At 34.5% G+C, this 26,251-nt stretch carries 21 protein-coding genes and 1 pseudogene; 19 read left to right on the top strand and 3 right to left on the bottom strand.

The features are described from left to right. Positions 1-6: 6 nt before the first annotated feature. Positions 7-3,477, top strand: a complete 3,471-nt coding sequence (locus tag RCJ96_RS17030; protein WP_446699821.1) for a glycosyl hydrolase family 95 catalytic domain-containing protein — start codon at positions 7-9, stop codon at positions 3,475-3,477. Between the two features lie 218 nt (positions 3,478-3,695). Here the strand turns inward: RCJ96_RS17030 and RCJ96_RS17025 are convergent, their stop codons facing one another. Then, positions 3,696-4,181 (bottom strand): hypothetical protein, encoded by a 486-nt coding sequence (locus RCJ96_RS17025; RefSeq protein WP_416504077.1) that lies wholly within the window; start codon positions 4,179-4,181, stop codon positions 3,696-3,698. 146 nt (positions 4,182-4,327) lie between these two features. Between RCJ96_RS17025 and RCJ96_RS17020 the strand changes: the two genes are divergently transcribed. From RCJ96_RS17020 to RCJ96_RS16965, 12 genes are all read left to right on the top strand, one after another. Next, positions 4,328-5,311, top strand: coding sequence for a phosphotransferase (locus tag RCJ96_RS17020; protein WP_416504078.1), 984 nt, complete (start codon positions 4,328-4,330; stop codon positions 5,309-5,311). A 55-nt stretch (positions 5,312-5,366) separates the two neighbouring features. After that, on the top strand, positions 5,367-5,966 hold the full coding sequence (locus tag RCJ96_RS17015; RefSeq protein WP_087932059.1) for a DJ-1/PfpI family protein: 600 nt from the start codon (positions 5,367-5,369) through the stop codon (positions 5,964-5,966). A gap of 336 nt (positions 5,967-6,302) precedes the next feature. Continuing rightward, positions 6,303-7,298: a CgeB family protein gene (locus RCJ96_RS17010; protein ID WP_242303685.1), complete on the top strand. Its 996-nt coding sequence runs from the start codon at positions 6,303-6,305 to the stop codon at positions 7,296-7,298. A gap of 306 nt (positions 7,299-7,604) precedes the next feature. Continuing rightward, positions 7,605-8,516: a 1,4-dihydroxy-2-naphthoate polyprenyltransferase gene (gene menA / locus RCJ96_RS17005; RefSeq protein ID WP_074608335.1), complete on the top strand. Its 912-nt coding sequence runs from the start codon at positions 7,605-7,607 to the stop codon at positions 8,514-8,516. Between the two features lie 657 nt (positions 8,517-9,173). Then, positions 9,174-10,595, top strand: coding sequence for a radical SAM protein (locus RCJ96_RS17000; RefSeq protein WP_242303686.1), 1,422 nt, complete (start codon positions 9,174-9,176; stop codon positions 10,593-10,595). Further along, positions 10,574-11,434 (top strand): LpxL/LpxP family acyltransferase, encoded by an 861-nt coding sequence (locus RCJ96_RS16995; RefSeq protein ID WP_074611040.1) that lies wholly within the window; start codon positions 10,574-10,576, stop codon positions 11,432-11,434. Before RCJ96_RS17000 ends, RCJ96_RS16995 begins: the two co-directional genes overlap by 22 nt. Continuing rightward, a complete protein-coding gene (locus RCJ96_RS16990; protein ID WP_416504079.1) occupies positions 11,431-12,666 on the top strand; it encodes an MFS transporter in 1,236 nt (411 codons plus the stop codon). Before RCJ96_RS16995 ends, RCJ96_RS16990 begins: the two co-directional genes overlap by 4 nt. 660 nt (positions 12,667-13,326) lie before the next feature. After that, on the top strand, positions 13,327-13,689 hold the full coding sequence (locus tag RCJ96_RS16985) for a DUF2294 domain-containing protein (protein ID WP_000798158.1): 363 nt from the start codon (positions 13,327-13,329) through the stop codon (positions 13,687-13,689). 606 nt (positions 13,690-14,295) lie between these two features. Next, positions 14,296-15,828 (top strand): NADH dehydrogenase subunit 5, encoded by a 1,533-nt coding sequence (locus tag RCJ96_RS16980; RefSeq protein ID WP_074607286.1) that lies wholly within the window; start codon positions 14,296-14,298, stop codon positions 15,826-15,828. Next, positions 15,828-18,452: a DUF2309 domain-containing protein gene (locus RCJ96_RS16975; RefSeq protein WP_416504080.1), complete on the top strand. Its 2,625-nt coding sequence runs from the start codon at positions 15,828-15,830 to the stop codon at positions 18,450-18,452. The genes RCJ96_RS16980 and RCJ96_RS16975 overlap by 1 nt, the downstream gene beginning before the upstream one ends. 78 nt (positions 18,453-18,530) lie before the next feature. Beyond that, the gene (locus RCJ96_RS16970; protein WP_074607288.1) at positions 18,531-19,043 is read left to right on the top strand and encodes a carbonic anhydrase; all 513 of its coding nucleotides are present in this window, start codon (positions 18,531-18,533) and stop codon (positions 19,041-19,043) included. A gap of 103 nt (positions 19,044-19,146) precedes the next feature. Continuing rightward, positions 19,147-19,857, top strand: coding sequence for an alpha/beta hydrolase (locus RCJ96_RS16965; protein WP_074607290.1), 711 nt, complete (start codon positions 19,147-19,149; stop codon positions 19,855-19,857). A 38-nt stretch (positions 19,858-19,895) separates the two neighbouring features. Here RCJ96_RS16965 and RCJ96_RS16960 read toward each other — a convergent pair whose 3' ends face one another. Beyond that, positions 19,896-20,261: a YxeA family protein gene (locus RCJ96_RS16960; RefSeq protein WP_000714946.1), complete on the bottom strand. Its 366-nt coding sequence runs from the start codon at positions 20,259-20,261 to the stop codon at positions 19,896-19,898. Between the two features lie 173 nt (positions 20,262-20,434). Further along, the gene (locus tag RCJ96_RS16955) at positions 20,435-20,551 is read right to left on the bottom strand and encodes a hypothetical protein (RefSeq protein ID WP_001982460.1); all 117 of its coding nucleotides are present in this window, start codon (positions 20,549-20,551) and stop codon (positions 20,435-20,437) included. A 150-nt stretch (positions 20,552-20,701) separates the two neighbouring features. Here RCJ96_RS16955 and RCJ96_RS16950 point away from each other — a divergent pair, with 150 nt between their 5' ends. The 6 genes and pseudogenes from RCJ96_RS16950 (at position 20,702) to RCJ96_RS16925 (ending at position 26,037) form a co-directional block, all read left to right on the top strand. Beyond that, positions 20,702-21,088: a general stress protein gene (locus RCJ96_RS16950; RefSeq protein WP_074607292.1), complete on the top strand. Its 387-nt coding sequence runs from the start codon at positions 20,702-20,704 to the stop codon at positions 21,086-21,088. Positions 21,089-21,162: 74 nt separating this feature from the next. Continuing rightward, a complete protein-coding gene (locus RCJ96_RS16945; protein ID WP_416504081.1) occupies positions 21,163-21,564 on the top strand; it encodes a peptidase U61 in 402 nt (133 codons plus the stop codon). A gap of 35 nt (positions 21,565-21,599) precedes the next feature. Continuing rightward, entirely contained in the window at positions 21,600-22,625 is a 1,026-nt protein-coding gene (locus tag RCJ96_RS16940; protein WP_103102596.1) for a ParM/StbA family protein, read from the top strand. Between the two features lie 458 nt (positions 22,626-23,083). Beyond that, the gene (locus tag RCJ96_RS16935) at positions 23,084-24,034 is read left to right on the top strand and encodes a magnesium transporter CorA family protein (RefSeq protein ID WP_416504082.1); all 951 of its coding nucleotides are present in this window, start codon (positions 23,084-23,086) and stop codon (positions 24,032-24,034) included. A gap of 75 nt (positions 24,035-24,109) precedes the next feature. Continuing rightward, positions 24,110-24,283 (top strand): annotated as a pseudogene (locus RCJ96_RS16930) (alpha/beta fold hydrolase); the annotation flags it as partial. A gap of 113 nt (positions 24,284-24,396) precedes the next feature. Next, positions 24,397-26,037 carry a catalase gene (locus RCJ96_RS16925; protein ID WP_242303689.1) on the top strand — a complete coding sequence of 547 codons (1,641 nt, stop codon included), beginning with the start codon at positions 24,397-24,399 and terminating at the stop codon, positions 26,035-26,037. The last annotated feature ends 214 nt before the right edge of the window (positions 26,038-26,251 follow it).

Raw genomic sequence — 26,251 nt, 5'->3', positions numbered from 1 at the left:
GGAAATTTGAAACTTAAAAGCTTATTAACGGGGGGATTGCTTTTTGGTACTCTATTATTCTCTTTAGGAAGCACGGGAGAGTTTAGTAAAGTAGAGGCAACATCACCTATTACGATTGAAAATCCAAAACCAGAGGGAAAGAAACTATCACTTTGGTACAACGAGCCAGCAAAAGATTGGGAAAAACAAGCATTGCCAATCGGTAATGGCTATATGGGTGGAATGGTCTTTGGGGGAGTCCAACAAGAACGTATTCAGTTTAATGAAAAAACGCTTTGGACTGGTGGACCAAGCAGTACAAGTGAGTATACGTACGGAAATCGTGATGGGGCAGCGAGTCACTTAGGTAGCATTAGAGAAAAGTTATCAAAAGGTGATAAATCAGGAGCAGAAAGGGAATCTACGCAATTTCTCACAGGCCTCCAAAAAGGCTTTGGTTCCTATCAAAATTTCGGGGACATATACTTAGATTTTAATATGCCAGATGGGTCTTCATTTTCCAATTATCGCAGGGAATTAAATTTAAATGAGGGAATTTCTACGGTGTCCTATAGCTATAAAGGTATTCAATATAATAGGGAATATTTTGCAAGTTATCCTGATCGCGTTATGGTCATGCGTTTAACTGCTAGTGAATCGAAACAGCTTTCATTAGATGTTAGACCAACGAGTGCACAGGGAGGGCAAGTAACGTCCAAAGATAACAAAATCACGATAAAAGGACAAATAGCGAATAATGGAATGAAATATGAATCGGAATTTAAAGTACTGAATGAAGGCGGTACATTAACAGCAGAGAATGGGAAATTTAAAGTAGCAAATGCAGATAGTTTAACAATTATTATGACTGCAGCTACTGATTATGAAAATAAGTACCCGAGTTATAAGGGGGAAGATCCACATCAAAAGGTTGAAAAAATTATGTCCGCTATTTCTAACAAGAGTTATGAGGTTTTAAAATATACACATATAAAAGACTATTACTCTTTATTTAATCGTGTTTCTTTAAATTTAGGAGGAGAAAAACCATCCGTTCCAACAAATGAATTACTAGTATCTTACAGTAAAGAAAACAGTAAGTATTTAGAAGAACTATTCTTCCAGTATGGAAGGTATTTGCTCATTTCTTCTTCAAGACCAGGAACGCTTCCTGCAAATTTACAAGGAGTATGGAATAATTCGAACACACCACCGTGGGAAAGTGATTATCATTTTAATATTAATCTCCAAATGAATTATTGGCCTGCAGAAGTGACAAATCTGTCTGAAACAGCTGAGCCATTAATGGATTATGTTGATTCATTGAGAGAACCGGGAAGGGTTTCAGCAGAAAAACATTTTGGTGTTACAGGCGGCGGGTGGACCGTTAACACGATGAATAATCCATTTGGATTTACTGCGCCTGGATGGGGATTAGGCTGGGGATGGGCACCTAGTGCGAATGCCTTTATTGGTCAAAACCTTTGGGAGCATTACAAGTTTACGGATGATAAACAATACTTACAAGAAAAGATTTATCCGATACTGAAAGAAGCGGCAGTGTTTCATAGTAAGTTTTTAGTAGAAGATCAAAATAAGAAGTTAGTTGTTTCTCCGTGCTGGTCTCCAGAGCTTGGTGGCATTTCTAATGGATGTGCCTTTGACCAACAGTTAGTATATGAATTGTTCTCTAATGTAATTGAAGCGAGTGAAGTTTTACAGGTTGATAATGTATTTCGGGATGAGTTAAAGGCGAAAAGGGATAAATTATTCCCGCCAATTCAAATTGGTAGATATGGTCAGGTGCAAGAGTGGAAGGACGATATAGATGATCCTGGTGAAACGCATAGGCATATATCCCAGTTAGTTGCGCTATATCCAGGAAGTATGATTAATCACAATACACCAGAATGGCTAGAGGCAGCTAAAGTTACTTTAAACCATCGTGGTGACGAGGGAACAGGCTGGAGTAAAGCGAATAAAATTAACTTATGGGCACGTTTGTTAGATGGTGACCATGCGTATAAAATCCTGCAAGGGCAACTTACTGGAAGTACGCTCAGCAACCTATTTGATACCCATCCGCCGTTTCAAATTGATGGGAATTTTGGCGCAACATCAGGAATTGCTGAAATGTTAATTCAAAGCCATACCGACTCTATTCAACTATTGCCTGCACTTCCGAAAGAGTGGAAGGACGGTTCTTATAAAGGATTAAGAGCACGCGGTGCATTTACGATTGATGCGGATTGGAAAAATGGCACGCCTACAGTTATTCAGGTGACTTCTGATCATGGAAACGATGTAAAGTTAAAAAGTCCGATGTTCAATACATCGTTTACTGTGACAAGAGTCGGTACGAATACACCGGTGCCATTTACGAAGGATGGCGATACGATTTCATTTAAAACGGAAGCAGGTAAAAAGTATAAAATTGAGTCTATGCTTAGTTTCGATCTAGAATCTCCGAACGGTGTAACAGCAGGAAATACAGTTAAGGTAAAGGCAAACTTATCAAACTTTGGTACGTTGAAATCTTCATCTGGAGAAGTGGTTATAAAGGCTCCAGAGAGCTGGAATGTGAAACCGATTCAAGTAGCTTTTGAAGGCGTTGAACCAGGGCAATCGAAAACAATTGAGGTAGATTTACCTGTCCCTATTGATATAGTTGCCAATAAGTATTCCATTGAAGCGGAGGTAACTACAGATAGCGGGACGATTCGTAAATCCAATCAAATAGAAGTAACGCCAGCAGTAAAATTAATTTCGGCAAATATTGACCCAAATCCAATTAGTAGTGAAGGTGGTTCGACTACATTAAAGGTAAAGGTCCAAAATGAAATAAAGGAAAAAGTGACACCTGGAAAAATTGAATTGCAATTACCAGAAGGCTGGAATGCACAGCCATTAGCGACAGACTTTCAATTGCCGGCAGGAGGAGAGGAGACGTATTCATTTGTTATAACTCCGCCATCCGAGTTTAAAGGAGTAAAAGAAGTTGGAGTTTCTGTAAAATTGGGGAATGCGGTGGTAACATCAACGAAAGTGCAAGTTGCTTCCGGCGGCATCTATCTTAGTGACATTTCATGGGTAAAAGCAACAGCTGGATGGGCAACGGTTCAAAAAGATAAAAGCACTGATAAAAACCCACTTTCATTACTCGGAACGACAGGACCGATTACGTATAAAAAAGGGATCGGTACTCATTCGAAGTCAGAAATTACGTACGACATATCAAATGCAACTTACAAACGATTTCATTCATATGTAGGAATCGACCAGGAGCCTGGTGGTAAAGGCGGTTCGGTCGTATTTAAAGTACTGCTTGATGGGGCCGAAGTATTTAATAGCGGTACAATGTACTATAATACGCCAGCAAAATTTGTTGATGTAGATCTTATAGGTAAGAAAGAATTAAAACTAGTCGTTGATGATGCTGGTAACGGTAACGGAAATGATCATGCAGACTGGGCGGATGCTTGGTTGAGTTTTAAATAAGGATGATGTAATAATAGTTACTCTTTTTCGTCATACCGATTATATGTTCCCAACTATACCCTCACATGTTTATTTGGGATTTGATGATCTGGTAGGAAAAAGAGTAGTCTGAGCTTCAATGTATGAAACAATTTTTATAAATAAAGGAAAGAGTCAATCTTCTATTGCATAGGAGATTGACTCTTTTTTTACTGTATATTTCATCTATTGTGTAATTATTACTGGGATGCCTTTTCGAAAAACTGAATGATTTTTTTAGAATTATCTTCACTTAAATCATAACCTTCACCGTGTGTTTCATCGCTCGCTTTTGCTATTACGATGTCACTATCAGACTCTATCCAAACAAAGAATTCTTGTATAGAATTATCTTGATAAGTAACCTTCATTTTTGAATGTATATAGTTTTTTGCCTCTTGATCTAGAAGGAGTGTTTTTTTCTCTGCGCTTTCCATACTTGTGAAAATTGTTTTTATATTTTCATTATTTATGACGTTGTAAACACCTTTTGAATTTACGCGACTAATCTCAAGTTTTCTCATTTCTTTTTGTTCAAACATAACGTTTTCATATACAATTTCTTTTTCTTTCACTGCTGTGGATGCTTCTTTGTTGGAAGCTTTCGTTTCATTTGAATTACTTGTACATCCAATTAATAAGGTGATACTTAATGCTCCAATTATACCGAATTTTAAGGTCTTCAATAATATGCCTCCCATCTACTATTTTCTATAATTCTATTTCCTATTTGAAATATCCTAGCTATGCTTAATTAAGTGAAATAAATTTTGTTATGGGAAGCGCAATGAATTGCATGTATCCTAATTTTTGTATGGAAGGAGAGAATGGGGTGAAATACATAATAAGAAATGTAGTAATGAATTATTTTAAAGAAATTCATTCACTAGCAGTGGAAGAAGTGTTACATAAAGATAGTTGGAATACGGATCTGCATTATAAAATAATGGTAAATGGAAAGCGGTATTCCGCAAGGTTTATAGGTAGCAAGCGAACGATCAATCCAGCTTTTGGAGCGTTATCAAACAAACAACTAATAGAGCAAGTACGGTTTACGTATTATGTACGCGAACATGGAATTCCTTTTATGCAGATAAACAAGAATAGGGCAGGGGAGCCATTTACACTTGTCGCTTGGAATGAGAGACAATACCGATTTGTCTTGTCTAATTGGATTGAGGGAGAACATATTACACATTGTACAGAAGCTATCGCAAAAGCCTTTGGAAAGGAAGCAAGAAAGATTCATGACATATCTTGCGCATTTCAAAGCTCGATTTTTCAAAAGAAATCACATTTGGATGGGTATGCCCAGTTTATTCATATGTTAGAAAGTAAGGCAAGCGCATGCAAAGAATTACGGGAGTATATAAAGCTAGCTACATATCATATAGAGTGTGCATATACGGGTGAATTAAAGTTTATCGTACAGACAGATTTAAATCCTTTGAATGTTTTATGGGACTCAAGTGAGCAGGTAAAAGGAATTGTAGATGCCGAATCGATTGGATATGTTGATCGTATTGAAGGACTAGCCTTTTTACTAAAGTGGTATTCTCGAACAGAAGGAATACATTCGCATGAAGTATGTTCAAGTGTTGCTAGTGCATTTTTAGAAGGGTATAAGGCTCATAATATTGTAACATCAAATGATTACAAAAGACTTTCTTCGTTACTATGGTTATCCGGTAGTTTAAATTGGAATTTTGTGAAGAAAACACTAAGTGTAATAAGTGATAAGAGGAAATTAGAAGAACATTTGGAAGTTTATAGAGTGAGGGGAGAAAGACTATCTTCATTATTAATTTGTACATAACATGTATTCTCCTAATTGGGGATTCAAATAAGAAACCATATGAGGTGTTCTAAAAATGAAAATACAAATTGTATTGTTTGATGGCTTTGGTGAGCTTGTTTCTTTCGCACCGTTTGAGGTACTGAAAAGAGCGATAGAAGAAGGGGCTCCGTTTACAGTTGAATTCGTTTCAAGTGAACCAAAACAAGAAGTTACTACCTCGTTCGGAGTTACGGTTCAATTACATGATTTTTTACGAATGGATAATCGTCCAGATTTGTTAATTGTACCTGGTGGTGGCTGGAATCATAAAGCGAAGCACGGGGCACGAAAGCAAGCAGAGCTTGGTACTTTAACCAAAATGATTAGAGAGATGCACAATGAAGGAACGATTGTTGCTGGTGTTTGTACAGGAGGTATGCTACTAGCTGCATCCGGTATATTGAATGATAAAAAGGCAACAATGCATCATTTGGCGCAGAGTGAAATGAATAAATATGGAGCAGAACTTCTTCCTTACAGAATTGTGGATCAAGGGGCTATTATTACTGCAAGGGGAGTTACTTCAGGAATTGATTTAGGACTTTGGATTACGGAAAAGTTCGCAAGTTCTAAAATTGCAGCTGCTGTTGAATATAGAATGGAATATGAGCGACGGGGAGTTGTGTGGGAATAATTTTTTATTCGCTTAATCATATTTTTGTAGATATTGTAAAAGAGAAAGAGCCAATTCATACGAGTAGGCTCTTTCTTTTATATGCTCATTTTCTATGTTTAATAATTTGGCTGAATATAACCTAACTTTATTCCCTTTGTGACACCTCCCCAAATCCCATCAGCCTATAAAATAAGGAAAGTTCCACATAATGGACATAAACGATGCTTATAAATATAAAGTAGGATGTTATGAAAATGAATAAAGATTGCAGAGCCTACATAAAAAGGGCCTTAGCTAAACCCAGAATATAAAGTGCTTTTTTGAGGATGAGAAAATATGTATAGGAGGAAGGACATGAAAGACAATACTCCTAAGAAAATTTTATTTATTCAATCAGGAATTCCTTTTTATTATCCAATGATCGAAGCAGCAATTTTGAATAGTTTACAAAAGATAAACAGCGATACAAGTATGGTGAGTCCAGAAAAAGCTATAAAAACCGCGTTAAAAATGAAACCAGATTTTATTTTGGTATTAAGCGGTTTAAGTGAAGAATTTAATCATATTATGCCATTCTTAAAAAAGGCAGGGTTTACTACTGGACTTTGGCTGACAGATGATCCTTATTATACGGATGTAACACAACATCTTGTGCCGTATTATGATTACATATTTACGCAAGATTTAAATTGTATCAAGTTTTATAGAGGGATAGGATGTAAGAATGTATTTCATCTCTCGTTAGCAGCAAATCAAGATGTGTTTAAACCTTCTCTTAAAGAAGATACATATAAGTATGATCTTAGTTTTATAGGAACCGCATTTGAAAATAGAATTAACTTTGTTGACTCTATTTCAGAGTATTTAGCAGAAAAAAATATAAAAATTGTAGGTTTCGGTTGGGAGAATTTAAAGAGTTATGAAAGGTTAAAGGATAAAATACAAATCTTGCCACTTGCAAAGTATGAAGATGCGTTACATTTTTACGTATCTACTAAAATCAATATAAATTTGCATCGTTCACTAATTGATCAGGAATTGAATTGTAACTCTGCAAATATTCAAGCGTATTCCGTAAATAATAGGACGTTTGAAATTAATGCCGTAGGTTCTTTTCAATTAACTGATATACGTCCAGATGTAGCAAAACATTACATACCAGGTGTTGAAATAGAAACTTTTAATAGTGCATCGGAGTTTATACAAAAAGCAGAGTATTATTTGGAACATGTACAAGAAAGAAAACGTATAGCAAAAAATGGACTGGATAGAACTTTGAAACATCACACATATGATAAACGAATCATACAATTATTAAACTATATTAATTTGAGGGGCGTGAAGGTGTAATCTAGTCATTAACTTACATGAAATAGCATCGATTATACTTGAAGATAAGCGTTTAATGCACTGGGATAGACCAGAAGAGATTGCTGAAGACGTTTTAAATTGGTTACTATAAAAAAGGTCCGTTGTTCGAATGTGAGCAACGGGCTTTCTTTTGAAAAACTGAATTTAAGAGTGATGGAGAGATAAGCAAGAGCATTACAGTTCTATTACCAATTCATTTTTTGATATAATGGATACGTGGCAGAAAACAGATAGAAAGATACTGTTAGTAATTTATACTTAAATGTAGGGAGATTGAACAGAGTTATGGGGACAGAGAAAGAAATTAGTTCCGCTAAATTAATATGGAAGATGACGCGCCCGCATACGTTAACGGCGACGTTTTCTCCTGTAATTTTAGGAACAGTGGCATCACTTTATGTTGCCAAAATTGATTGGCTTTTATTTATTGCGATGATGGTTGCATGTTTAGCATTGCAAATAGCGACGAACTTATTTAATGAGTACTATGATTTCAAACGTGGATTAGATACAGCTGATTCTGTTGGAATTGGTGGCGGAATTGTCCGTCATGGATTGAAACCAAAAAATGTGTTAACAGTCGCACTTTTATTATATGTACTAGCTGCACTTATCGGAATTTATATTTGTATGAATAGTAGCTGGTGGTTAGTCGTCATCGGTTTAATCGGAATGGCGGTTGGCTATTTATATACAGGTGGTCCATTACCAATTGCGTACACTCCGTTTGGAGAATTAGTTTCTGGCTTGTTAATGGGGACATGCTTTGTACTTATTGCTTTCTTTATTCAAACGAATACGATAACGACTGAAAGTGTATTGATTTCCATTCCAATTGGAATTTTAGTCGGTGCAATCAACATGTCAAATAACATCCGAGATATTGAAGAAGATATTAAAGGTGGAAGAAAGACATTAGTAATCCTCCTTGGGAGAGAAAAAGCAATAGTAACACTAGCTGTAGCCTTTTTCGTTGCTTATTTATGGATTGCGGTAATTGTATTGATGGGTTATATAAGCCCTTGGGCATTAGTGATGTTCCTAGGTTTAAGAAAACCAATCTCTGCCATTCAAAGTTTCCAAAAAGGTGCAAAGGATCCCGGATATATGCGCATCGCCATGAAATCAACAGCGATGACAAATACGATTTTCGGCTTTTTATTATCAGCAGGATTACTAATAAGTTACTTGTTTTAAATAAAAACCCCCAGTTTCTCAATTTTAATTTAGAGAAACTGGGGGTTTTTATTTTTGTTTCTTTAATGTTAAAAATACGCTTCGTACTATAAAACTAGAAACTACTTAGTTATTTCCTCCTTGAAATGAGGATAAAACAATTCTATTAACAATTACAAGAAACTTGGTTAGTATAGAGTGTATTGGTTCTATAGACGAAAAGTATTTCGTGCTGTCGTAAGGAATTATTAAATTATAGGGCGCTATAAAATAAAAAAACAGAATTTTCAGACTTATATTTAGCAATAATTTATATGTTTTTTAGTCTTAACATATTATCCAATAAATGTTATTTTTAAAATCCGAATATATGTTTTCGGTTTGATTAATCAGAATTTTCTATTTGTTATTCATGTTTACTAGTTTACATTTTTTATAAAAAATGTTATTTTATAGGTAATAATTTGAAGGGGGTGAAAAGTATGAAAAAGAACACAAGTGTAATTCATGGAACACAACCAGCTTTTAACAACTGTGGCTGTCAAAAACCACCGTCACCACAAAAATAGTAAATTTAAACATTATTAGACATAATAACTTTTAAATCCACTGGGGCTACTTAGTTCCCAGTGGATTTAAAAAATAATTAAAAATATATTCTGTAAGGAGGAAAGAATAATGTACATAATCCTTTCTAAGGATGTTATATTACGTGATGAGCATCACTATATAAATTCAGAAGCTCGTTTTTTTTATAATGCTAAAACTAGACATTCAGAATTCCTTTCAGCAGCAGCCTTTGAATTATTAGTATACCTTTCGAAATCACGAACTATAGAGGACGCCTGGGAGTTCTATCATAAGCGCGCTATGGAACTAAATGAATTACCTCAACGGGAGGAATTCAATCAGTTTATTAATGAAATGATTTTAGGAAATACAATTTTAAAAACCAGTAAAAAAGAAAATGTTACTAAGCCACTTTCAAACTTAAAAATATCACCACCCGCTTCTTTTAAATATACACCAATGACATTTCCTACAAAGGTTAATATAACTAGTACTATGAGATGCAATCTTGCATGCAAACATTGTTTAAGAGAATCATCTCCATTTGTAGATATTTCTGATGAACTTAATACTGATGAGGTAATTCAATTGTTTTCTGAATTAGACAATTTAGGCGTTATAGAGCTCGCTTTTTCAGGAGGAGAAACAACAACCCGAAAAGATATATGTGCAATTTTAGAACATGCAGGTACCTTAAGATGTTTTTTTGAATTTTTCACTAATGGTCATAGAGTAAGTGATAAAGTTTATCAAACTTTATTAAAAGTAAAAGAAAAAAAACAAAGAGGGCTACAAATACACCTCTCCTTAGATGGTGATGAATTTTATCATGATCAAATGCGTGGAAAAGGTTCATATAAACGCGTTATGGATACTTTAAAGCGATTTGCACAAGATAAATTTTATGTAATTGTTGAATCAGTATTAGTTCCGGATTGTGTAAAATCTGATGGAGTTAGAAAAGTTGTAGAAGCTTGTATAGAAAATGGGGCAAATGGAATAAGTTTTCACCCAGCATCTGTATCTGGAAGGGCTAGTTTAAACCCTGATTATTTTCAATTTACTTTGTCTGAATTAGATTATTTTCATAAACAAGTAATACAAATAACAAAAGAATATCCTTCTACTAAAATTGAATTTCAGACTTATTATTATCCAGGCCCTAAAAATAAAGATAATGATTTCGAATTACCACCCAATGTTGGGCCGCAAGGAATGTACTTATTAGCAATTGGAGCAAATGGAGATATTTATCCTTGTACAGAATCCATAGGTGATACATCACAAATTATTGCTAATGTAAAAGATGAAGGTGGTGTTCTTTCTGCATGGAATAGTCGAAAATGGGATTTTTATCGTGGGGGCTGGGAGTTAGATGAATTAACTGCTTGCATAGGTTGTAAATTCCATGGAGATTGTACAATGCAAACTTGTAGATGCTATGCTCAAAGAGTTTTATTAAACAAATACGACGCTATGCCAGAATGTTATAAAGTGAGGGATGAAATATGGGAAAAATCAAAGATCTAAGTTTTCCAGAATTAAGTAACAATATAGAAGAACTTTTAACATTAAATAAAGAGGACTTTTTGCATCTATGTTCAAAACCAGAAGATTGGAACACGCCTAAAACTTATTCGACATTTGTTAATGAAAATGAACAAATGATATTAAAATACAAAGAATTCCTAGCATATCGTCCAATGCATTGGGCATGGTTCTTACGAATGCTGAAACAACAGGGGATAAGTAAATCTTTTATATCTATTCCTCCTAATCTTTCAGAAATTATTAAAGAACCATGTATATTTGTAATCCCACATTTTGGACTACATATGTTAGTACCTCATATTCTCGGACATTTTATTAAACCAGAATCACATATACTAGCATCAGGGTACATAGATGCAGAAAGTGTTAATAGTAGCATTAATAATATTTTACCAAATGTTCAGGTGGAATTTATGAAAATTCCAGACATATGGATTTTAAGAAAACTTATTCGTGGCTATAACAATGGAAATTACCCTATAATATATCCTGAAATTTCTTCATCAGAAGATAAAACTTTCTTTGAATTAAAATTGTTGGGAGAAAAAGTATATGTTCCAATGGGAGTTGAACATATAGGTCGTTTATGTAAAAGTAAAGTAATTCCTATAGCAATGACATATAATGAAAAATATGAATTACATCTTGGTCCTACTCTTAATTATACTGAAATAGGGAGCATTATCTTACCTCTTTTTTCTTGGATCGAACAGCTTATTCAAAATACTCCCTACCAATGGTTTGGTTGGCAATTCATGGAAGATATGATGGTGAGTAAGGCGATTAAAAATGAACTTTCTTTAGTACAAAAACAATGAACAAACAAATAAATTCTATTATCATTGCAATGGGAGTTCAATCATTTCAAAGCAGTTTAGTCTTTTTAGCCATGGCATGGTATTTTACTAATATAACTCAATCACCACTAATATATGGGTCTCTTATGGCATTTCGTTATGTTCCAGGAATTTTATTTACGATGTTAAGTGGTATAGCAGTTGATAGAATGAAAAAAATTCCTCTTGGAATTTCAGCAAGTATTTGTAATATAATTTCACATTGTTTTTTATTAATTGCGGGTCTTCTTAATCTTTCAACAGAAGGAATGGGATATTGGATTTATGCTGTAATTGTAATTTTAATGGGCATCTCTTCCGCTATATTAACGCCTCTTGAAAGGACACTAATTCCGTCCTTGGCTCAACCAGAAAAGCTAAAATCTATTAATAGTATTATTAGTATTGTCACACAAAGTATTGCTATTATAGGAACAAGTTTAGCGGGTGTTTTCCTTTTGATAGGAGGATTCTCTTTAGCTATGGCCGTCGCAATTTTTATGGCCATTATATCATTAGCTTGTTATATTTTTCTGTTCCTTACTGTTAAATTAACGGAATCACCATCAAATTCTAGAGGGGTAATTAATGCGTTCAAATCTACTATAAAAATATTAAATCACCAGCGGTGGATATTTAGTGCCATTGCATCTTCAATATTTACCAACATGGCATTTGTTATGATTATGGATGTTTTGTTGCCAAATCTTTTTTCTGGATTGAAATTCAACGGTTCTGCTGCATTAGGAATTTGTTTTACAGTAATGGGAATTGGAACTTTACTAGGTGCGGCAATGACATATAAAGTAAACAGAATAAATTTTAACATAGCAATGGTTCTCTATGTTTTCTCAACAATATTTGGTGCAATAGGCGGTCTTATGACAAACTCAATCATAATAAGTATTGTATTATTTGGTCTATTTAGTTTATTCGCCGCTCCTGTATCAATAATATATCAAACCGAACTTCAACAAATAATACCGAATCAACATCTTGGAAGTACTATGGGATTTATTGCTTCAGGAGTAACAATGGCTCAGCCATTAGGTGTAATTTTAGCTGGATTTCTTTTACTCAAATTAAGTGGAGAAATTATTTTAATTATGGCTTGTGGGATTTCATTAATCTCAGTTCTAATTGGTTGGTGGCATATATATATACAAAAAGGTAGAATCATGAACCAACATGTCAAAAGAGAAACTAGTATGTAAATCGTTCTATCAAATAACTTTACATTATGATTGGAAGGGAATGCTTGTATGCTGACCTGTACTGCACTCCCTTTTTGAAATCTCCCCATGTCTATTAACTGAATAAGCAAATCTTTACTAAACGGAAACATGAATTGTTAAGTAAGTTTTTTATAAAATCATCAGCGTGTTCGTTCTTATTCCATATCCTTCCTCATTTCCACATGCCCCAACACTTTTTTAGTTAGTACATATCTCTTCGCAATGACATATACATTTTTTTCTGCGGCAAGCGGATTAAATATGTATGAATCTTTACATTCCATATATATAACCATTAGAAAAAAATCTCACTTAAAATTGACTTTTCATAAGTTTAGCTAGATAACGATATGATGATATTTTATGCCTATCAATCCAACAGAACAAGTTATTCAAAAATAATAAAAATGAATTTCATTATTATAAAAGATGCCAATTTTTCGTTTAACTAGAAGAAGCAAAGCGGAAAATGATTGAGATGAAAAAAATAGTTATTCAAATGGTCTCATTATGGAGAGGTTCAAAATAAAAAATGTTCAAGAATGTCATCTTAGTAATTGAAAATGGAATCAATCAAGATTATTATATTGTTATTGTAATTATAAATGTAATTACATTTTATTTAAGGAGGATACATAAATGAAAAACTCAAAAGGCTCTATTGAGTCAGAGATAAGTAAAGCAATTACGCACTGGGAAAAGGACTACCTAGGACGCGGGTCTATATCCGTTAAGACAGATATATTACGAGATATGATTATCGTAAATTTACAAGGTATTTTAACGCCGGCTGAATATACTGTTTGCGAAACAAAAGACGGTATGCTAACGATAAAGAAAAATCGTTCGGAGCTAGTTGAATCTGGAATTGACGATTTGAAAGAGATTATATTAGAATTAACTGGAGAAAAAGTGAAAAGTTTTCATACGGATATAAGCTCGCGTACTGGTGAACGAGTAATGATTTTTAAATTGTTTCATAATCTTGAGGAGAAATTTTAAAAATACCGTATGGTTAGTGGAAGGATTAAGAAACCTACAAGTTTTGTACTTTATTAACAGGCTAATAATTAAAAACTTGAAGTTATTTAGGTATAATAAATCTTAATTCAAATAACTCTTAAAAAAACGGATAAAGAAATTGACAAACTGCTTAATATGGTTTATCTTATAATTGTTTTAAAAATTAATAGATGCTCATTTTAACAGTTTGCTATAATTAAGGCTTTAGCATTTTTTTAATATGTAATATTGACTAAATGAAAAAGTTTCTTAATTGAAAGATAGCGCATAACATAAATTGATATATTGATTGCATAATCTAGGAGATCAGAGATATACTGTTATTTTTAATAGGATTAATACATACATTATTATCCTCTATAAAATGGGAGCTCTTCAAAAAACTTTATTGAAGTTAGTTGAAGTGAAACCGACAATCTCCATAATTCAATGATGATATAAAATCATTGAATTATGGAAGTTGTCGGTTTTTTTTATGGAAAAAACGATGTACGAAAAAGAGTGAATAAAAATTGAAATTAAAAAAACTATCGTAATGAAAAGGAATTTTTATAGGTTATTTTCGTTTGGAAGGGAGTATTTTACATGTTAATTTCGCTAAGTTCATCAACACTGTTAACATTATTTTTTATAGCGCTTAGTGCTTCTTGGCTAAGTGGATTATTGTTTTTACATGCAAGGATGCCTTTACGTTTTGTTCATATCCATATTGGTATCGCTGCTTTGCCTTCATTGGTTTCTTTACTTGCACTTGTTAATCACAATGGAGATAGAGTTGTGGGGCCTTGGCATCTAGATACTTTAGCTTGGTTAATGGCTTTCTTCGTTCTTACAATTGGTTTAATCATTCAGCGATTTTCTGTACGTTATTTAATGGGAGACCGCTCATATCGAAAATACTTTGCACTTTTTACATTTACTACAGGTGTATCTTCAGTTGCATGGTTAAGTGATGATCTTCGCTTCATGATTATGTGTTGGGGTGCAACACTTATAGGATTGGTTCTACTCATCGGGCTAAATAAAGGGTGGAAGGTAGTTAGTGAAGCAACAAAAATCTCAGGCTATTTATTTACAATAAGTTGGATTGCCTTACTATCAGCTATCATTTGGCTGTTTCAAATAACTGGACAGTGGCAGTTAACATCAGTTTTAACGAATGAAAATGTAGCTCAATTTGGAACATTGGAGAAAACAGGAATTAACTTATTGATTATAGTAGCTGTGATGATTCCAGCAGCACAATGGCCTTTTCAAAGATGGTTAATTGAATCAGCTGTTGCTCCGACTCCTGTTTCTGCTATTATGCATGCGGGTTTAGTAAATGCTGGCGGTATCATGTTAACTAGATTTTCGCCACTTTTTCATGATGATATTGCACAAATCATTTTACTAATTTTCTCTAGTATTTCTGTCTTAATAGGAACAGGAATTAGTTTAGTTCAAGTTGATTATAAGCGTCAGCTAGTAGGTTCAACGATTGCACAAATGGGATTTATGCTGATTCAATGTGCATTAGGTGCTTATTTAGCAGCTGTTATTCATTTAATGTTACACGGTTTATTTAAAGCCACACTGTTTTTACAAGCTGGTTCCTCAGTACAACGTGTTGAGGTAGTGAAGCAGTCTAATGAAAAGATGTCCAATTTATGGATGATAGTCGGGCGTGTTTTAGGGTTATTTATAGCAATTGCTTTCTGGTTTATAACTTCTGGAGAGGGGTATCAATTAGTTAGTGCGTTCATCTTAGGCTGGTCATTATACTTTTCATGGAAACAGCTTGTTGTTTTTGGAGAGGGAAGAATGGGACGAATTGCCGGCTTAATTGTTTTGATTGGATTTTCTCTCATTTACTTTACCGTTCATAATTCTCTTTATAAATGGTTGCACACTGACATGTATCAAAGTGTTCAACCTTCAGCTCCAGCCGTTATCTTTGTTATATGTATCTTACTATTTAGTAGTGTTATTTGTACTTTCGTTACTCGTAATCAATCTTCTACTTTATCCGCTGTACTTTATCTTTGGTCAGTTCGAGTAGGTGAGGCGAGACGAAAGTCAGTAGAAAGTCATCCAAGCTATCTGAAACATGATGTATCAAAGGGAGGTAATCAGTGATGAGCATACAGTCAATCGTAACGAAAGAAACTTTAAAAAAGAAAGATACAAACATTGAAATACAAGAAAAGAATATGAATGATTTAGTTGAATCTGCTAGCCGAGTGATTGCGCCACTTTGGCCTATCTCAACCTTTGCAGCTCATCACCCTTGGATGGGACTTGAAAAACAATCATTTGAACAAGTTGCAGATTGGTTAAAAGAAGCTCGTAATGTAGATATATATCCTAGTGCTTCTATGATTCATTCGGCAAAGGCGAAAGGTGAGATTGAGGAATCATTTTTACAAATTGCCTTGTCTCGTTGGCTTGATTCACAATCTTTTCATATGCCGCGAGAGACAGCAGAGCGTTTTTGCCAAGCAGCTTTAAAGTTAGAAAGATTACCTTCTAGTCTATTATCATCGCCAGAATTAAATAAATTGGCAGAAGAAATAAGTTATGTAAATACAGGGAGTATGAAAGACTCTTCTATGCAACCAATAAGCTCGCTTATAGAGAATCAAAATGGTGACAACCTATCGGATATTCTCAATTATCATATTATTAAATGGTGTAAATTATATCTTGATGACGCCGGGGCAAGTTGGGCGATGCCAAACCGAGAGAAAGGTTTTTATCGTGCATGGCACCATCTTATTACATTTGATCCAGCGCTCAGTAAAAATGAGCGTAAAGTTTTAAAAGATTGGCCAGAAGATCCCCTTATAGCTTTAACAAAAGCATTATCTGAATTAGGAATTTCTGAATCTAATAGGCAAGCTTACCTTGAAGGGCACTTACTTTCTTTGCCTGGATGGGCAGGAATGATACGATGGCGCTCGCAACAATCAATTGAGGAACAGGAACTTCTCGTAGAATATTTAGCAGTGCGACTTTCTATGGAGCTAGCCATTGTAAAACCGTATTTACCTTTAAAAAATCAAAAGGTTGAGAAAAAAGTTTCTATCGTCCCACTAATAGCTTCTTGGATTTATTGGGGGGATATTTCAGTAGAGAAATGGTCACAAATGTCTGCAACTGAACAAAGTGAATTATTAGCATTCGCTTATCACTTTGATGAAAATACTCGCAAGAAACTTTGGCTAGAAGCTTGGGAACAGACCCATGCAGAGCAATTAAAGGAGAAGATTGCTTCTAAGCAACGTGCAACTAATGATAAAAAGCGTGTAGTAGCTCAATTAGCATTTTGTATTGATGTACGTTCAGAACCGTTTCGTCGCCACCTAGAAAAATTAGGTCCGTTCGAAACGTTTGGAATAGCTGGTTTCTTTGGGTTACCAATTGCAACTACTGAACTAGGTAGCAATGACAGCCATCCTTCTTTGCCAGTTATATTAAAACCGAAACATCAAATAAAAGAGCTCGCGGATGAAAATGAATATAAATCTTATGAGCAACGTAAGAATATAGACAGCTCAGTAAGTTATACGTTTAAGACAATGAAACAAAATGTACTGACAAGTATGCTATTACCTGAAGTAAGTGGCCCTTTACTTGGTTTACAAATGATAACAAGGAGTTTTGTGCCAAGAAGAGTAGGTGGCTTCATTCGTAACCTTCGTAAAAATATGTTGCAAAAACCTAATACAACATTCTCACTTAATCATGTTCATGATACAAAATGTGAGATACCTATCGGTTTTACGAAAGAAGAAAAAGTGAACTATGTGCGTCAAGCTTTAAAAATGGTGGGATTGACAGAAAAATTCGCGCCTTTAGTTGTAATGTGCGGCCACAGTAGTCAAAGTACGAACAATCCTTATGCCGCAGCGCTTGAGTGTGGTGCTTGTGGCGGAGCAGCAGGGGGATTCAATGCAAGAGTTTTCGCTACTTTATGTAATCTTCCAGAAGTGAGAGAGGCGTTGTCTGCTGAAGGTATTAAAATTCCCGATGACACCATTTTTGCAGCAGCTGAACATAAAACAACAGTGGATGAATTGGAATGGATTTACGTCCCAAAACTTTCGGAAACTGCGCAAGAAGCATTTAATTGTATTGAGTCGATTATGCCGAATGTAAGTCAACATGCAAATAGAGAGCGTTTAATGCAATTACCTCATTTTAAAACGAAAATAAAAAATCCGATTAAAGAGGCACACCGATTTGCAGAAGATTGGAGTGAAATACGTCCGGAATGGGGATTAGCTCGTAATGCATCTTTTATTATCGGACAGCGTGAATTGACTCGGGATTGTGACTTAGAAGGTAGAGCTTTCCTTCATAATTATGATTGGAAACAGGATGAAAGTGGCGATATATTAGCTAACATCATAGCGGGACCGGGAACAGTAGCTCAGTGGATCAATCTACAATATTACGCTTCAACTGTAGCCCCTCATTATTATGGTAGTGGAAACAAAACAACACAAACCGTTACGGCAGGTCTTGGTGTTATGCAAGGAAATGCAAGTGACCTGTTACCAGGCTTACCTTGGCAATCCGTTATGCAGTCAGATCGTGAGACGTATCATTCACCACTTCGTTTATTAATTGTAATTCAAGCGCCTACTAAATATATAGAACATTTGCTAAATAATGATTTCACATTTCGAGAAAAAGTTCAAAATGGGTGGGTTAGACTTGCCAGTGTGGATCCAGAGGGACGTTGGAAAAACTGGTAGCAATCATGTAATGCATATCAACTATTGTTACTAGCTTAAAAGTTTCATAAATACAATCATGAAGAAGGAGTGCTATATATGAGTTCAAAGCATAAAAAGGTTTTATTGTTAACAGACATGGAACAAGGAATAGAGCCTATTATCCAACAAGTAACTAACATTCAACAAGAAAACATGTTGACTATACACAGCTACGATTCCGTAATTGTACATCCTTTTGGAGATATAATGAGATCTATTATTATTGCTATTTATGAAGAAAATGTGGAAGAAATTGTTGTTGTCGGAATAGAGGATAAAGAAACTAATGTAGTTAATCTACAAATTCAACGTGATTCCATAAAAAATAACAAGGAACTAGACTATCTCTTTGAAAATTGTATGCCTGAATTTTCAAGTGGTAGCCTTGAGGAATGGCTAAGTGGAAAAGAAAATGTTAGTGAAAATATTGAGAAGAGTATAGATATGATTCGTCATCATCCGTTAGTACCTTCTGATGTTAAAGTTCATGGCTTCATGATTGCTAAAACAGGTGGAAAAGAAACAGTTGTTAAAGTTTCAGCTAATAAAGTAGCTGAATGCATAAATTAAAAACGGAAATAAAAACTTGAGCACAATAAAAATGCTCGAGTTTTTATTTGTATGAATGGTAATCTGAAATATAGAATATATACATCTTAGGGAGGTCATCTTTGTGAAGAAATGGATAAAAATTATTCTGTACTCTTTACTAGGTATTTTACTTATAGGGAGTATTAGTTTTTTTGTTTGGTCTCAGTTTAGTTATAAACCAACGAAAGAGGCTTTGTTGTTAATAGAAGATAAAAAAGATGAAGATCATATCGTTTTTGGAGAGAAAGATGCGAAAATAGGAGTTGTTTTTTATCAAGGAGCTAAAGTAGAAGCGGAGGCTTATAGTTACTTAGGAGAAGCTCTTGCAAAAGATGGACATTTTGTAGTCATGCCGAAGTTACCATTAAATTTAGCGATACTAGGAATCAATGAGGTAGACAGTGTCATTGAAAAGTATCCTGAAGTTCAAAAATGGTATGTTGCAGGGCATTCAATGGGCGGAGCTATGATTTCTAAGTATGCCTTTCAACATGAAGATAAGATAGATGGGATTATTTTCTTAGGTTCTTATCCTGCAGATGATTTCTCTATGAAATCGATTCCAATGTTATCTATTTATGGGGAAGTAGATGCGCTAGCAACTGTAGAAAAAATAGAGAACAATAAAAAGTTCATGTCAAAAAATACAACTATGCACATGATAAAAGGCGGAAACCATGCTCATTTTGGTATGTATGGTGAGCAAAAAGGTGATAATGCGAGCTTAATTACATCAAAAGCACAACGAGATGAAACAGTGAAAGTAATGGAAGAATGGTTATTAAAACAATAATGATAGACGGGAGAGCCAACTCATACGAGTGGGCTCTTTTATTTAATTTCTACCTCTAATTGCTTCCTTATTTTCTCCGGAATATCCTTTTCAGAAATAGCCTCGTACGAGTAAACATACTTACCTTTTACATGAATTCTCAAGTAAGTTTTTCTTATAAAATCATTAGGGGTGCTAGTTCCTACTGTATATTCGTTCCTGCTCCCAGATTCATCAAAACTTTTTAGTGAGTACATAGCTCGTCCTTTATGATGGTAATCTGGAACACCATACCCCTTCGCAATGGCGTATACATTTTTTTCTTCAGCAATCGGATTAAATCTATCAAAATCCCCTCGTAATATGAAAGGTAGTAAGTATATAGGTAGGCCTATTCCTAGTATGCAAAGTACAAATTTCTTCATAATCATTTCTCCTCTTGTTCATTTACATGATTCAGTATAGAAAAAAATTCTTATAAATATAGAGGGGAATTCCTTAAAGTTTTCTTAATAAAGTTTAACCGTGTGAAAAAAGATTAACTTGAGTATTAAGCTTACGGAATGAATAGTCAAATAACCTGTTTTTTTATTTTGATTTAATTAACGAAAAAAGTATCTTGTACTCCTTTTGTAACTTTTTCTAAATAGAAATTTTCTATAAAATAAGGGACTTGCCTTCCAAACAAATCGTTATTTGTAACACTTTTATCCAAGCAAAGTTCTCATGACATTGCTTGGATATTCAAAAACATTAATAACCTATTACATAAAATTTTTTGAAAATTTAGGTTTAACATCTTTAAAATAGGTGTATTACATATTACATAACAACTAAATAAAAAATCTAAAGGAGGAAAAATACAATGCATAAGAATGAAAGAAAACCGGTGGTTCATGAATATGATAATGAACATGAAGTAGTTATGAAAGTAAAAGAGCTAGAATTACAAGGGATTCACCAAGATGACATTTACGTCTTAACACATGAAAAACATATAACAAAAAAGATTGCGGATGATACAAACATAAATACGATTGGAGTAAAAGAACAAGGATTGGGAAAAAGTATTATCAACTTTTTCTCCAAAAAAGGGGACGAGCTCCGAAATCAAATGGAGGAAATGGGGTTGTCGAAGGAGGAAGCTAACTTATATGAAGACAAACTAGATCAAGGGAAGATTTTACTCCTAGTAACAGATGAAACACTAACGGCGAGTGATAGGCAGACGCAAAACTATCATTCTCTCTAATAGATTGCAATAGGTAAGATAATTATTTTAAGTTGTAGCATGGAAGAAATTAAAAGTAGAGAAGGGTGAGAAAAATGAAACACACAATATTTAAATATACTGTGATTGGGATTACGACCGGAGTCATAGTCTCCCTATTAAAAAAAGAAAATCGGAAAGCTATACAAACAACAGGAAAAAACGTAAAAGACAAACTACAAGAAGGAAACATAAAGGAAACATTAGAGAAGGTAACCGAAACAAGTAAACAATTCTCTGTAACTGCAGCTAATGTTGCGAAACAAACATTACCACAACTGCTTACAGCCACACCGGTTGTCATTTCTACTATTAAAGATTTAACAGAAAACGAAAATAACAAAAAGAAAAAAGATGAAAAGGATAACGAAATAAATGAAAATAGTAAGGAAATAGACAGGGAAACAAAGAAAAATGAAAAGAAATATGTGAAAGAAGGGAAAGAAGAGAGTGCTTAGATTTAATTCTAAAAATAGAAAGTGAGGAAAAAAGTATGAAATCTTTGTATGCAATTGATGTAGGAATCGGCTTTACTAAGCGAGCATATCGACAGGATGTAGATTCTGAGGTGACGATTAAGAGTGAAGCTTCCACACTAGCCCCTGTACCTAATCATGATGAAAGTGAAGATTTAACAAAGGTAAGTTTTATAGATTTAGATTTTGCATACTACATGGGAAATGAAGCGCATCAATCTGACGCTTCATTGCTTCCTCCATTTGACGAAGAAATAGAAAATTATTATGAAAGCGAACGGTTTAAACAACAAATATTTGGTTGCATTGCAAAGGATTATAAAGAAAATGTCGTGTTACCTTTAGTTGTTACCGGGCTTCCTGTCACTTATTTTGGTAGTCAGCATGAGCAATTACAACGTGCACTAAAAAAAGAAACTTCTGTGCAAATTGATGGAAAATTTATTACTATTACGGTGGAAAATGCTTTAATTCTTCAGCAACCGGTCGCTTTACATGCCTATTTCTTAAAAGAGGGAATCATTCAAGAACGAGATCGTATCTTAATTATTGATGGTGGATTTCGTACATTAGAAATGACAGATATGAAACAGAATGTCATTTTAAATCATTATGAGACGGAACTAGGATGTAGCAAGCCTTTGAAAAATATTAAGAATATCGTGCAGAATCATGCGGGTGAAAGTAATCAATTGCATATTAACGATATGCCAAACATATTAGAAAAAGGATATGGAGGTCGAGAAGAAGATCCTCAGACAAGTCAGGTTCATACTTTAATTCAAAAAGAGTTGGATGCACACTTCCAAGACGTTATGCGTGTATTACAAGAACAATTTAAGTTAGACCAGTATGACACTATTATTTGGACAGGAGGAATAGTAGATCTCCACAAAAAACGAATTGAAAAAATACAAGGTGAAATTTCTTCTTTCCGTATGGTAGACGCTTCGAAAGAGGCTGCACTTCATGGATACTACATGATTGGAAGTCAAGTATTTGACGACATCACCAATCAATCTGTATATGAATCTAAATTATAATAACAATCGAAATGGAGTTCGTTGAATAGACGTGCCAAATTATTTAGCTTCTTTTCCATATATAATAAATTATTTATAAGAAAAGATAAAAAGTGCTTGTATAGAGGAAATGTTTAAAATTGAGAATAAAAATAGCTAATATATAGGGGGTCTTCCTTTTAATAGAATAAGACCTCCTATGCCATTTGTCCCGCTTTAATGGGCAGTAAGACCCCCACCTCAAAATTCAGCGAAAGCAAAGAATTTAGGTGGGGGTCGGGCTGCCCCTAAAAGTCCGATTGGTGAGGGCTAATAATCAGTGGGGGATGAAGAAAACCCCCACCGATTAAAGTTTCACTTTGTTTTGTAATTTAGTTAATCTAAAAACTTTTTCTCCAAGACATGAATACCTGCATACAAATTACATATTACGGATATGATTCGATCAAACATAAAACGATTCAGAAAGGAAGAATAATATGGAATGCATAAAAATGACGAAATGGAGTTGGTATCATGTGAAAACTAGTGAGCTTGAAAAACTTTCTTCTATAATCCCTCGTGATGTAACATCTTATCTCTCTCAATTTATAAAGAAAATAAGTTCTCCTTGTGAAAATGGATTATATGTTTATACGTTATCACCAAGTCAAACTTGTGTATATGGTTCGTTTTTATATGATCAAGATAAAAAGGACGCCAAAATTCAAAAATTTCTTCATTATTTCGTAGCTCATGGAATACTCATAACGGTCCAGGAAAAAGAGGAAGAGGATTTCCAAAAATTAATACATAATTCCTCTTTTAGTGTGAAAAATTGTAATAGTTCCGCTGAAGGATTATGTGCTATCTTATCAATGTTTATATCTCACTACTTGCGAAAGGTTGACTATTTCGAAAACAATTTTAGAAATGTATTATGGGATTTTTATCATCATAATAACATAGCAGTTTTAGAAAGAATCTATCATATTCGTCATGAATTATTTATGAACACACATGTGTTTCGCTTAATACAAGAAGTATTACAAGGCCTGAAAGAAGCTTGGTTAGAAAACTTAACAAACACCCTTTGTTATAAACAAACACACGTAAAATTAGAGCGTGGATTACAACTTGTTAAAGAGTACCAAGAAGAATTAGACACGATGATTCATTTACAAGAAGTTGTTTCTTCTCATCGTGGGAATGAGATTATGAAAGCTCTTACTGTATTAACTGCTGTAAGTACACCTTTGACGGCCTTAGGAGCATTGTGGGGGATGAATTTTAAATATATGCCTGAACTAGAATGGAAATATAGCTATTTAATCGCTCTCTTATTTATCATTTTTACAACAGGTGGTATGTATTTGTATATGAGAGTGAAAGGGTGGACAGGTGACTTATTACGAGTAAAGAAAAAGAAATCTTTTTTTAAATCTAATTAATCCTGTATATAAAAAATATGACAGATATTAATCTAGATATATAGTTAGTAATATTTATTAATTGGGATAGTATCATTTCGACTTTACAATAGGGATATCGCTGCTTTCAGCAAAACAGACTTCAGAGGCGATTTAGCCAAGATTAATATACCTACCCTTGTTATTCATGATGATTCAGATGCAACTGTACCATTTGAATATAGTGGGAAATTAACACATGAAGCACTCCTATTATTTTTAAAGGACTGATTACAACTATATACTTGTTAATTGATACATTATAAATAATTTGCAATTCTAACATATTTTTTCTAATAAATGGAAATACCTAAAGGTGAATAATTTTGAGGAGGTTTTCAATTATGGAAGAAAACCAGGACATGAATTCTCTAGATGAACAAGACGTGAAACGTGAGACATTGACAACACGACAGGGGCACCCTGTGAAGGATAATCAAAATATCCGAACAATTGGGAATCGTGGTCCAGCAACACTTGAAAATTATCATTTCATCGAAAAAATTTCTCATTTTGATCGAGAAGAGGTTCCGGAACGTGTAGTACATGCGCGAGGAGCTGGAGCATTTGGGTATTTTGAAACCTATGGAAAAGTTGGAGATGAGCCGGTAGAAAAATATACTCGTGCGAAAGTATTTTCAGGGGCTGGTAAAAAAACGCCGTTAATGGTTCGTTTTTCTACAGTAGCTGGAGCTAAGGACTCACCAGAAACAGCAAGGGATCCACGAGGTTTTGCAGTGAAAATGTATACGGAAGATGGTAACTGGGATTTAGTAGGGAATAATTTAAAAATTTTCTTTATTCGTGATGCGATGAAGTTCCCAGATATGATTCATGCGTTTAAGGTTGATCCGGTTTCGAATGTGGCGAATCCTGAGCGGATGTTTGATTTTGTTTCTCGTACCCCGGAGGCAACGCATATGATTACATTTTTATTTTCTCCATGGGGTATTCCAGCAACATATCGCCATATGCAGGGGTCAGGTGTAAACACTTATAAATGGGTAAATGAAAAAGGCGAAGCGGTATTGGTGAAATATCACTGGGAGCCGAAGCAGGGAATTCGAAATTTAACACAAGAAGATGCAAACAGTATTCAAGCAATGAATGTTAGTCATGCAACACAAGATTTATATGAAGCAATTGAGCGCAAAGATTATCCAGAGTGGGAGCTATTTGTACAAATTATGGAGGATGATTATCATCCAGAACTCGATTTTGATCCTCTTGATGATACGAAGCTTTGGCCAGAGGAGCAGTTCCCCTGGTTACCAGTAGGACGTATGGTTCTTGATCGTAATCCAGTTGATTACCATTCAGACATTGAACAAGCTGCTTTTGGTACGGGAGTACTTGTTGATGGCATGGACTTCTCAGACGATAAAATGCTACAAGGTCGTACTTTCTCTTATTCAGATACGCAACGTTATCGCGTTGGTGCAAACTATCTGCAATTACCTGTTAATGCACCTAAAGCACCTGTTCGTACAAATCAACATCGTGGTCAAATGGATATGCGTAATCCGAAAGAGTCTGGAGAAAATCCGCATATTAACTATGAGCCATCTATGCTGGGTGGTTATAAAGATGCAAAACAAGAAAAGCACCATCCACACCAACCAACTTACAATGCGGCTGCTATGAGTGCACCAATCGATCGTCCTAATAATTATGGTCAAGCAGGTCACACGTATCGTAGTTTTGAGGAGTGGGAACGAAATGAGTTGGTTAAAAATCTATCTGAAGCACTTGCAGTATGTGACAAAAGAATTCAGAATGCGATGATTGAACACTTCACACAAGCTGATGAAGATTATGGCCGTCGTGTTAAAGAAGGTATTGAAAAGAAAATGAAAGAAGCTAAAACGGAAAACAAACTTCCAGGCCGCGAAGTAAGTAAATCAAAATATGGCCAAGGTTCATTAGCTGCAAACGAAGCAACAAAAGATGCAGTGAAGAAAAGCCATGAATCAGATCCTTATTAATTAGACGTAAGCACAATAGTATACTTAGAGGTGCCGTTAAAACGGTTAGGTAGCCGTTCATATGATTGCTAAAGTGGTTTTGTTTAAAAATATGAGAGGTGCTAAATATCATAAGATAGTTGATAAACAAGTAAAAAATAAAGCTTTATAAAAGATGCTCTTGGATAAATCCAGGAGCATCTTTTTAAATGCGGCGTAGTGGACCACTGTAATC

This window comes from Bacillus sp. BSL6 (assembly GCF_052928345.1).
This window is presented reverse-complemented; position numbering and strand designations above follow the sequence as displayed.

Excerpts from the sequence above, each read along its gene's own strand:
- RCJ96_RS16975 (WP_416504080.1), top strand. The coding sequence starts at position 15,828 with ATGAGCATACAGTCAATCGTAACGAAAGAAACTTTAAAAAAGAAAGAT.
- RCJ96_RS16995 (WP_074611040.1), top strand. The coding sequence starts at position 10,574 with ATGGGAAAAATCAAAGATCTAAGTTTTCCAGAATTAAGTAACAATATA.
- RCJ96_RS16970 (WP_074607288.1), top strand. The coding sequence starts at position 18,531 with ATGAGTTCAAAGCATAAAAAGGTTTTATTGTTAACAGACATGGAACAA.
- RCJ96_RS16945 (WP_416504081.1), top strand. The coding sequence starts at position 21,163 with ATGAAACACACAATATTTAAATATACTGTGATTGGGATTACGACCGGA.
- RCJ96_RS16940 (WP_103102596.1), top strand. The coding sequence starts at position 21,600 with ATGAAATCTTTGTATGCAATTGATGTAGGAATCGGCTTTACTAAGCGA.
- menA (WP_074608335.1), top strand. The coding sequence starts at position 7,605 with ATGGGGACAGAGAAAGAAATTAGTTCCGCTAAATTAATATGGAAGATG.
- RCJ96_RS17015 (WP_087932059.1), top strand. The coding sequence starts at position 5,367 with ATGAAAATACAAATTGTATTGTTTGATGGCTTTGGTGAGCTTGTTTCT.
- RCJ96_RS17000 (WP_242303686.1), top strand. The coding sequence starts at position 9,174 with ATGTACATAATCCTTTCTAAGGATGTTATATTACGTGATGAGCATCAC.
- RCJ96_RS16925 (WP_242303689.1), top strand. The coding sequence starts at position 24,397 with ATGGAAGAAAACCAGGACATGAATTCTCTAGATGAACAAGACGTGAAA.
- RCJ96_RS16990 (WP_416504079.1), top strand. The coding sequence starts at position 11,431 with ATGAACAAACAAATAAATTCTATTATCATTGCAATGGGAGTTCAATCA.
- RCJ96_RS16980 (WP_074607286.1), top strand. The coding sequence starts at position 14,296 with ATGTTAATTTCGCTAAGTTCATCAACACTGTTAACATTATTTTTTATA.
- RCJ96_RS16950 (WP_074607292.1), top strand. The coding sequence starts at position 20,702 with ATGCATAAGAATGAAAGAAAACCGGTGGTTCATGAATATGATAATGAA.
- RCJ96_RS16985 (WP_000798158.1), top strand. The coding sequence starts at position 13,327 with ATGAAAAACTCAAAAGGCTCTATTGAGTCAGAGATAAGTAAAGCAATT.
- RCJ96_RS16935 (WP_416504082.1), top strand. The coding sequence starts at position 23,084 with ATGGAATGCATAAAAATGACGAAATGGAGTTGGTATCATGTGAAAACT.
- RCJ96_RS17010 (WP_242303685.1), top strand. The coding sequence starts at position 6,303 with ATGAAAGACAATACTCCTAAGAAAATTTTATTTATTCAATCAGGAATT.
- RCJ96_RS16960 (WP_000714946.1), bottom strand. The coding sequence starts at position 20,261 with ATGAAGAAATTTGTACTTTGCATACTAGGAATAGGCCTACCTATATAC.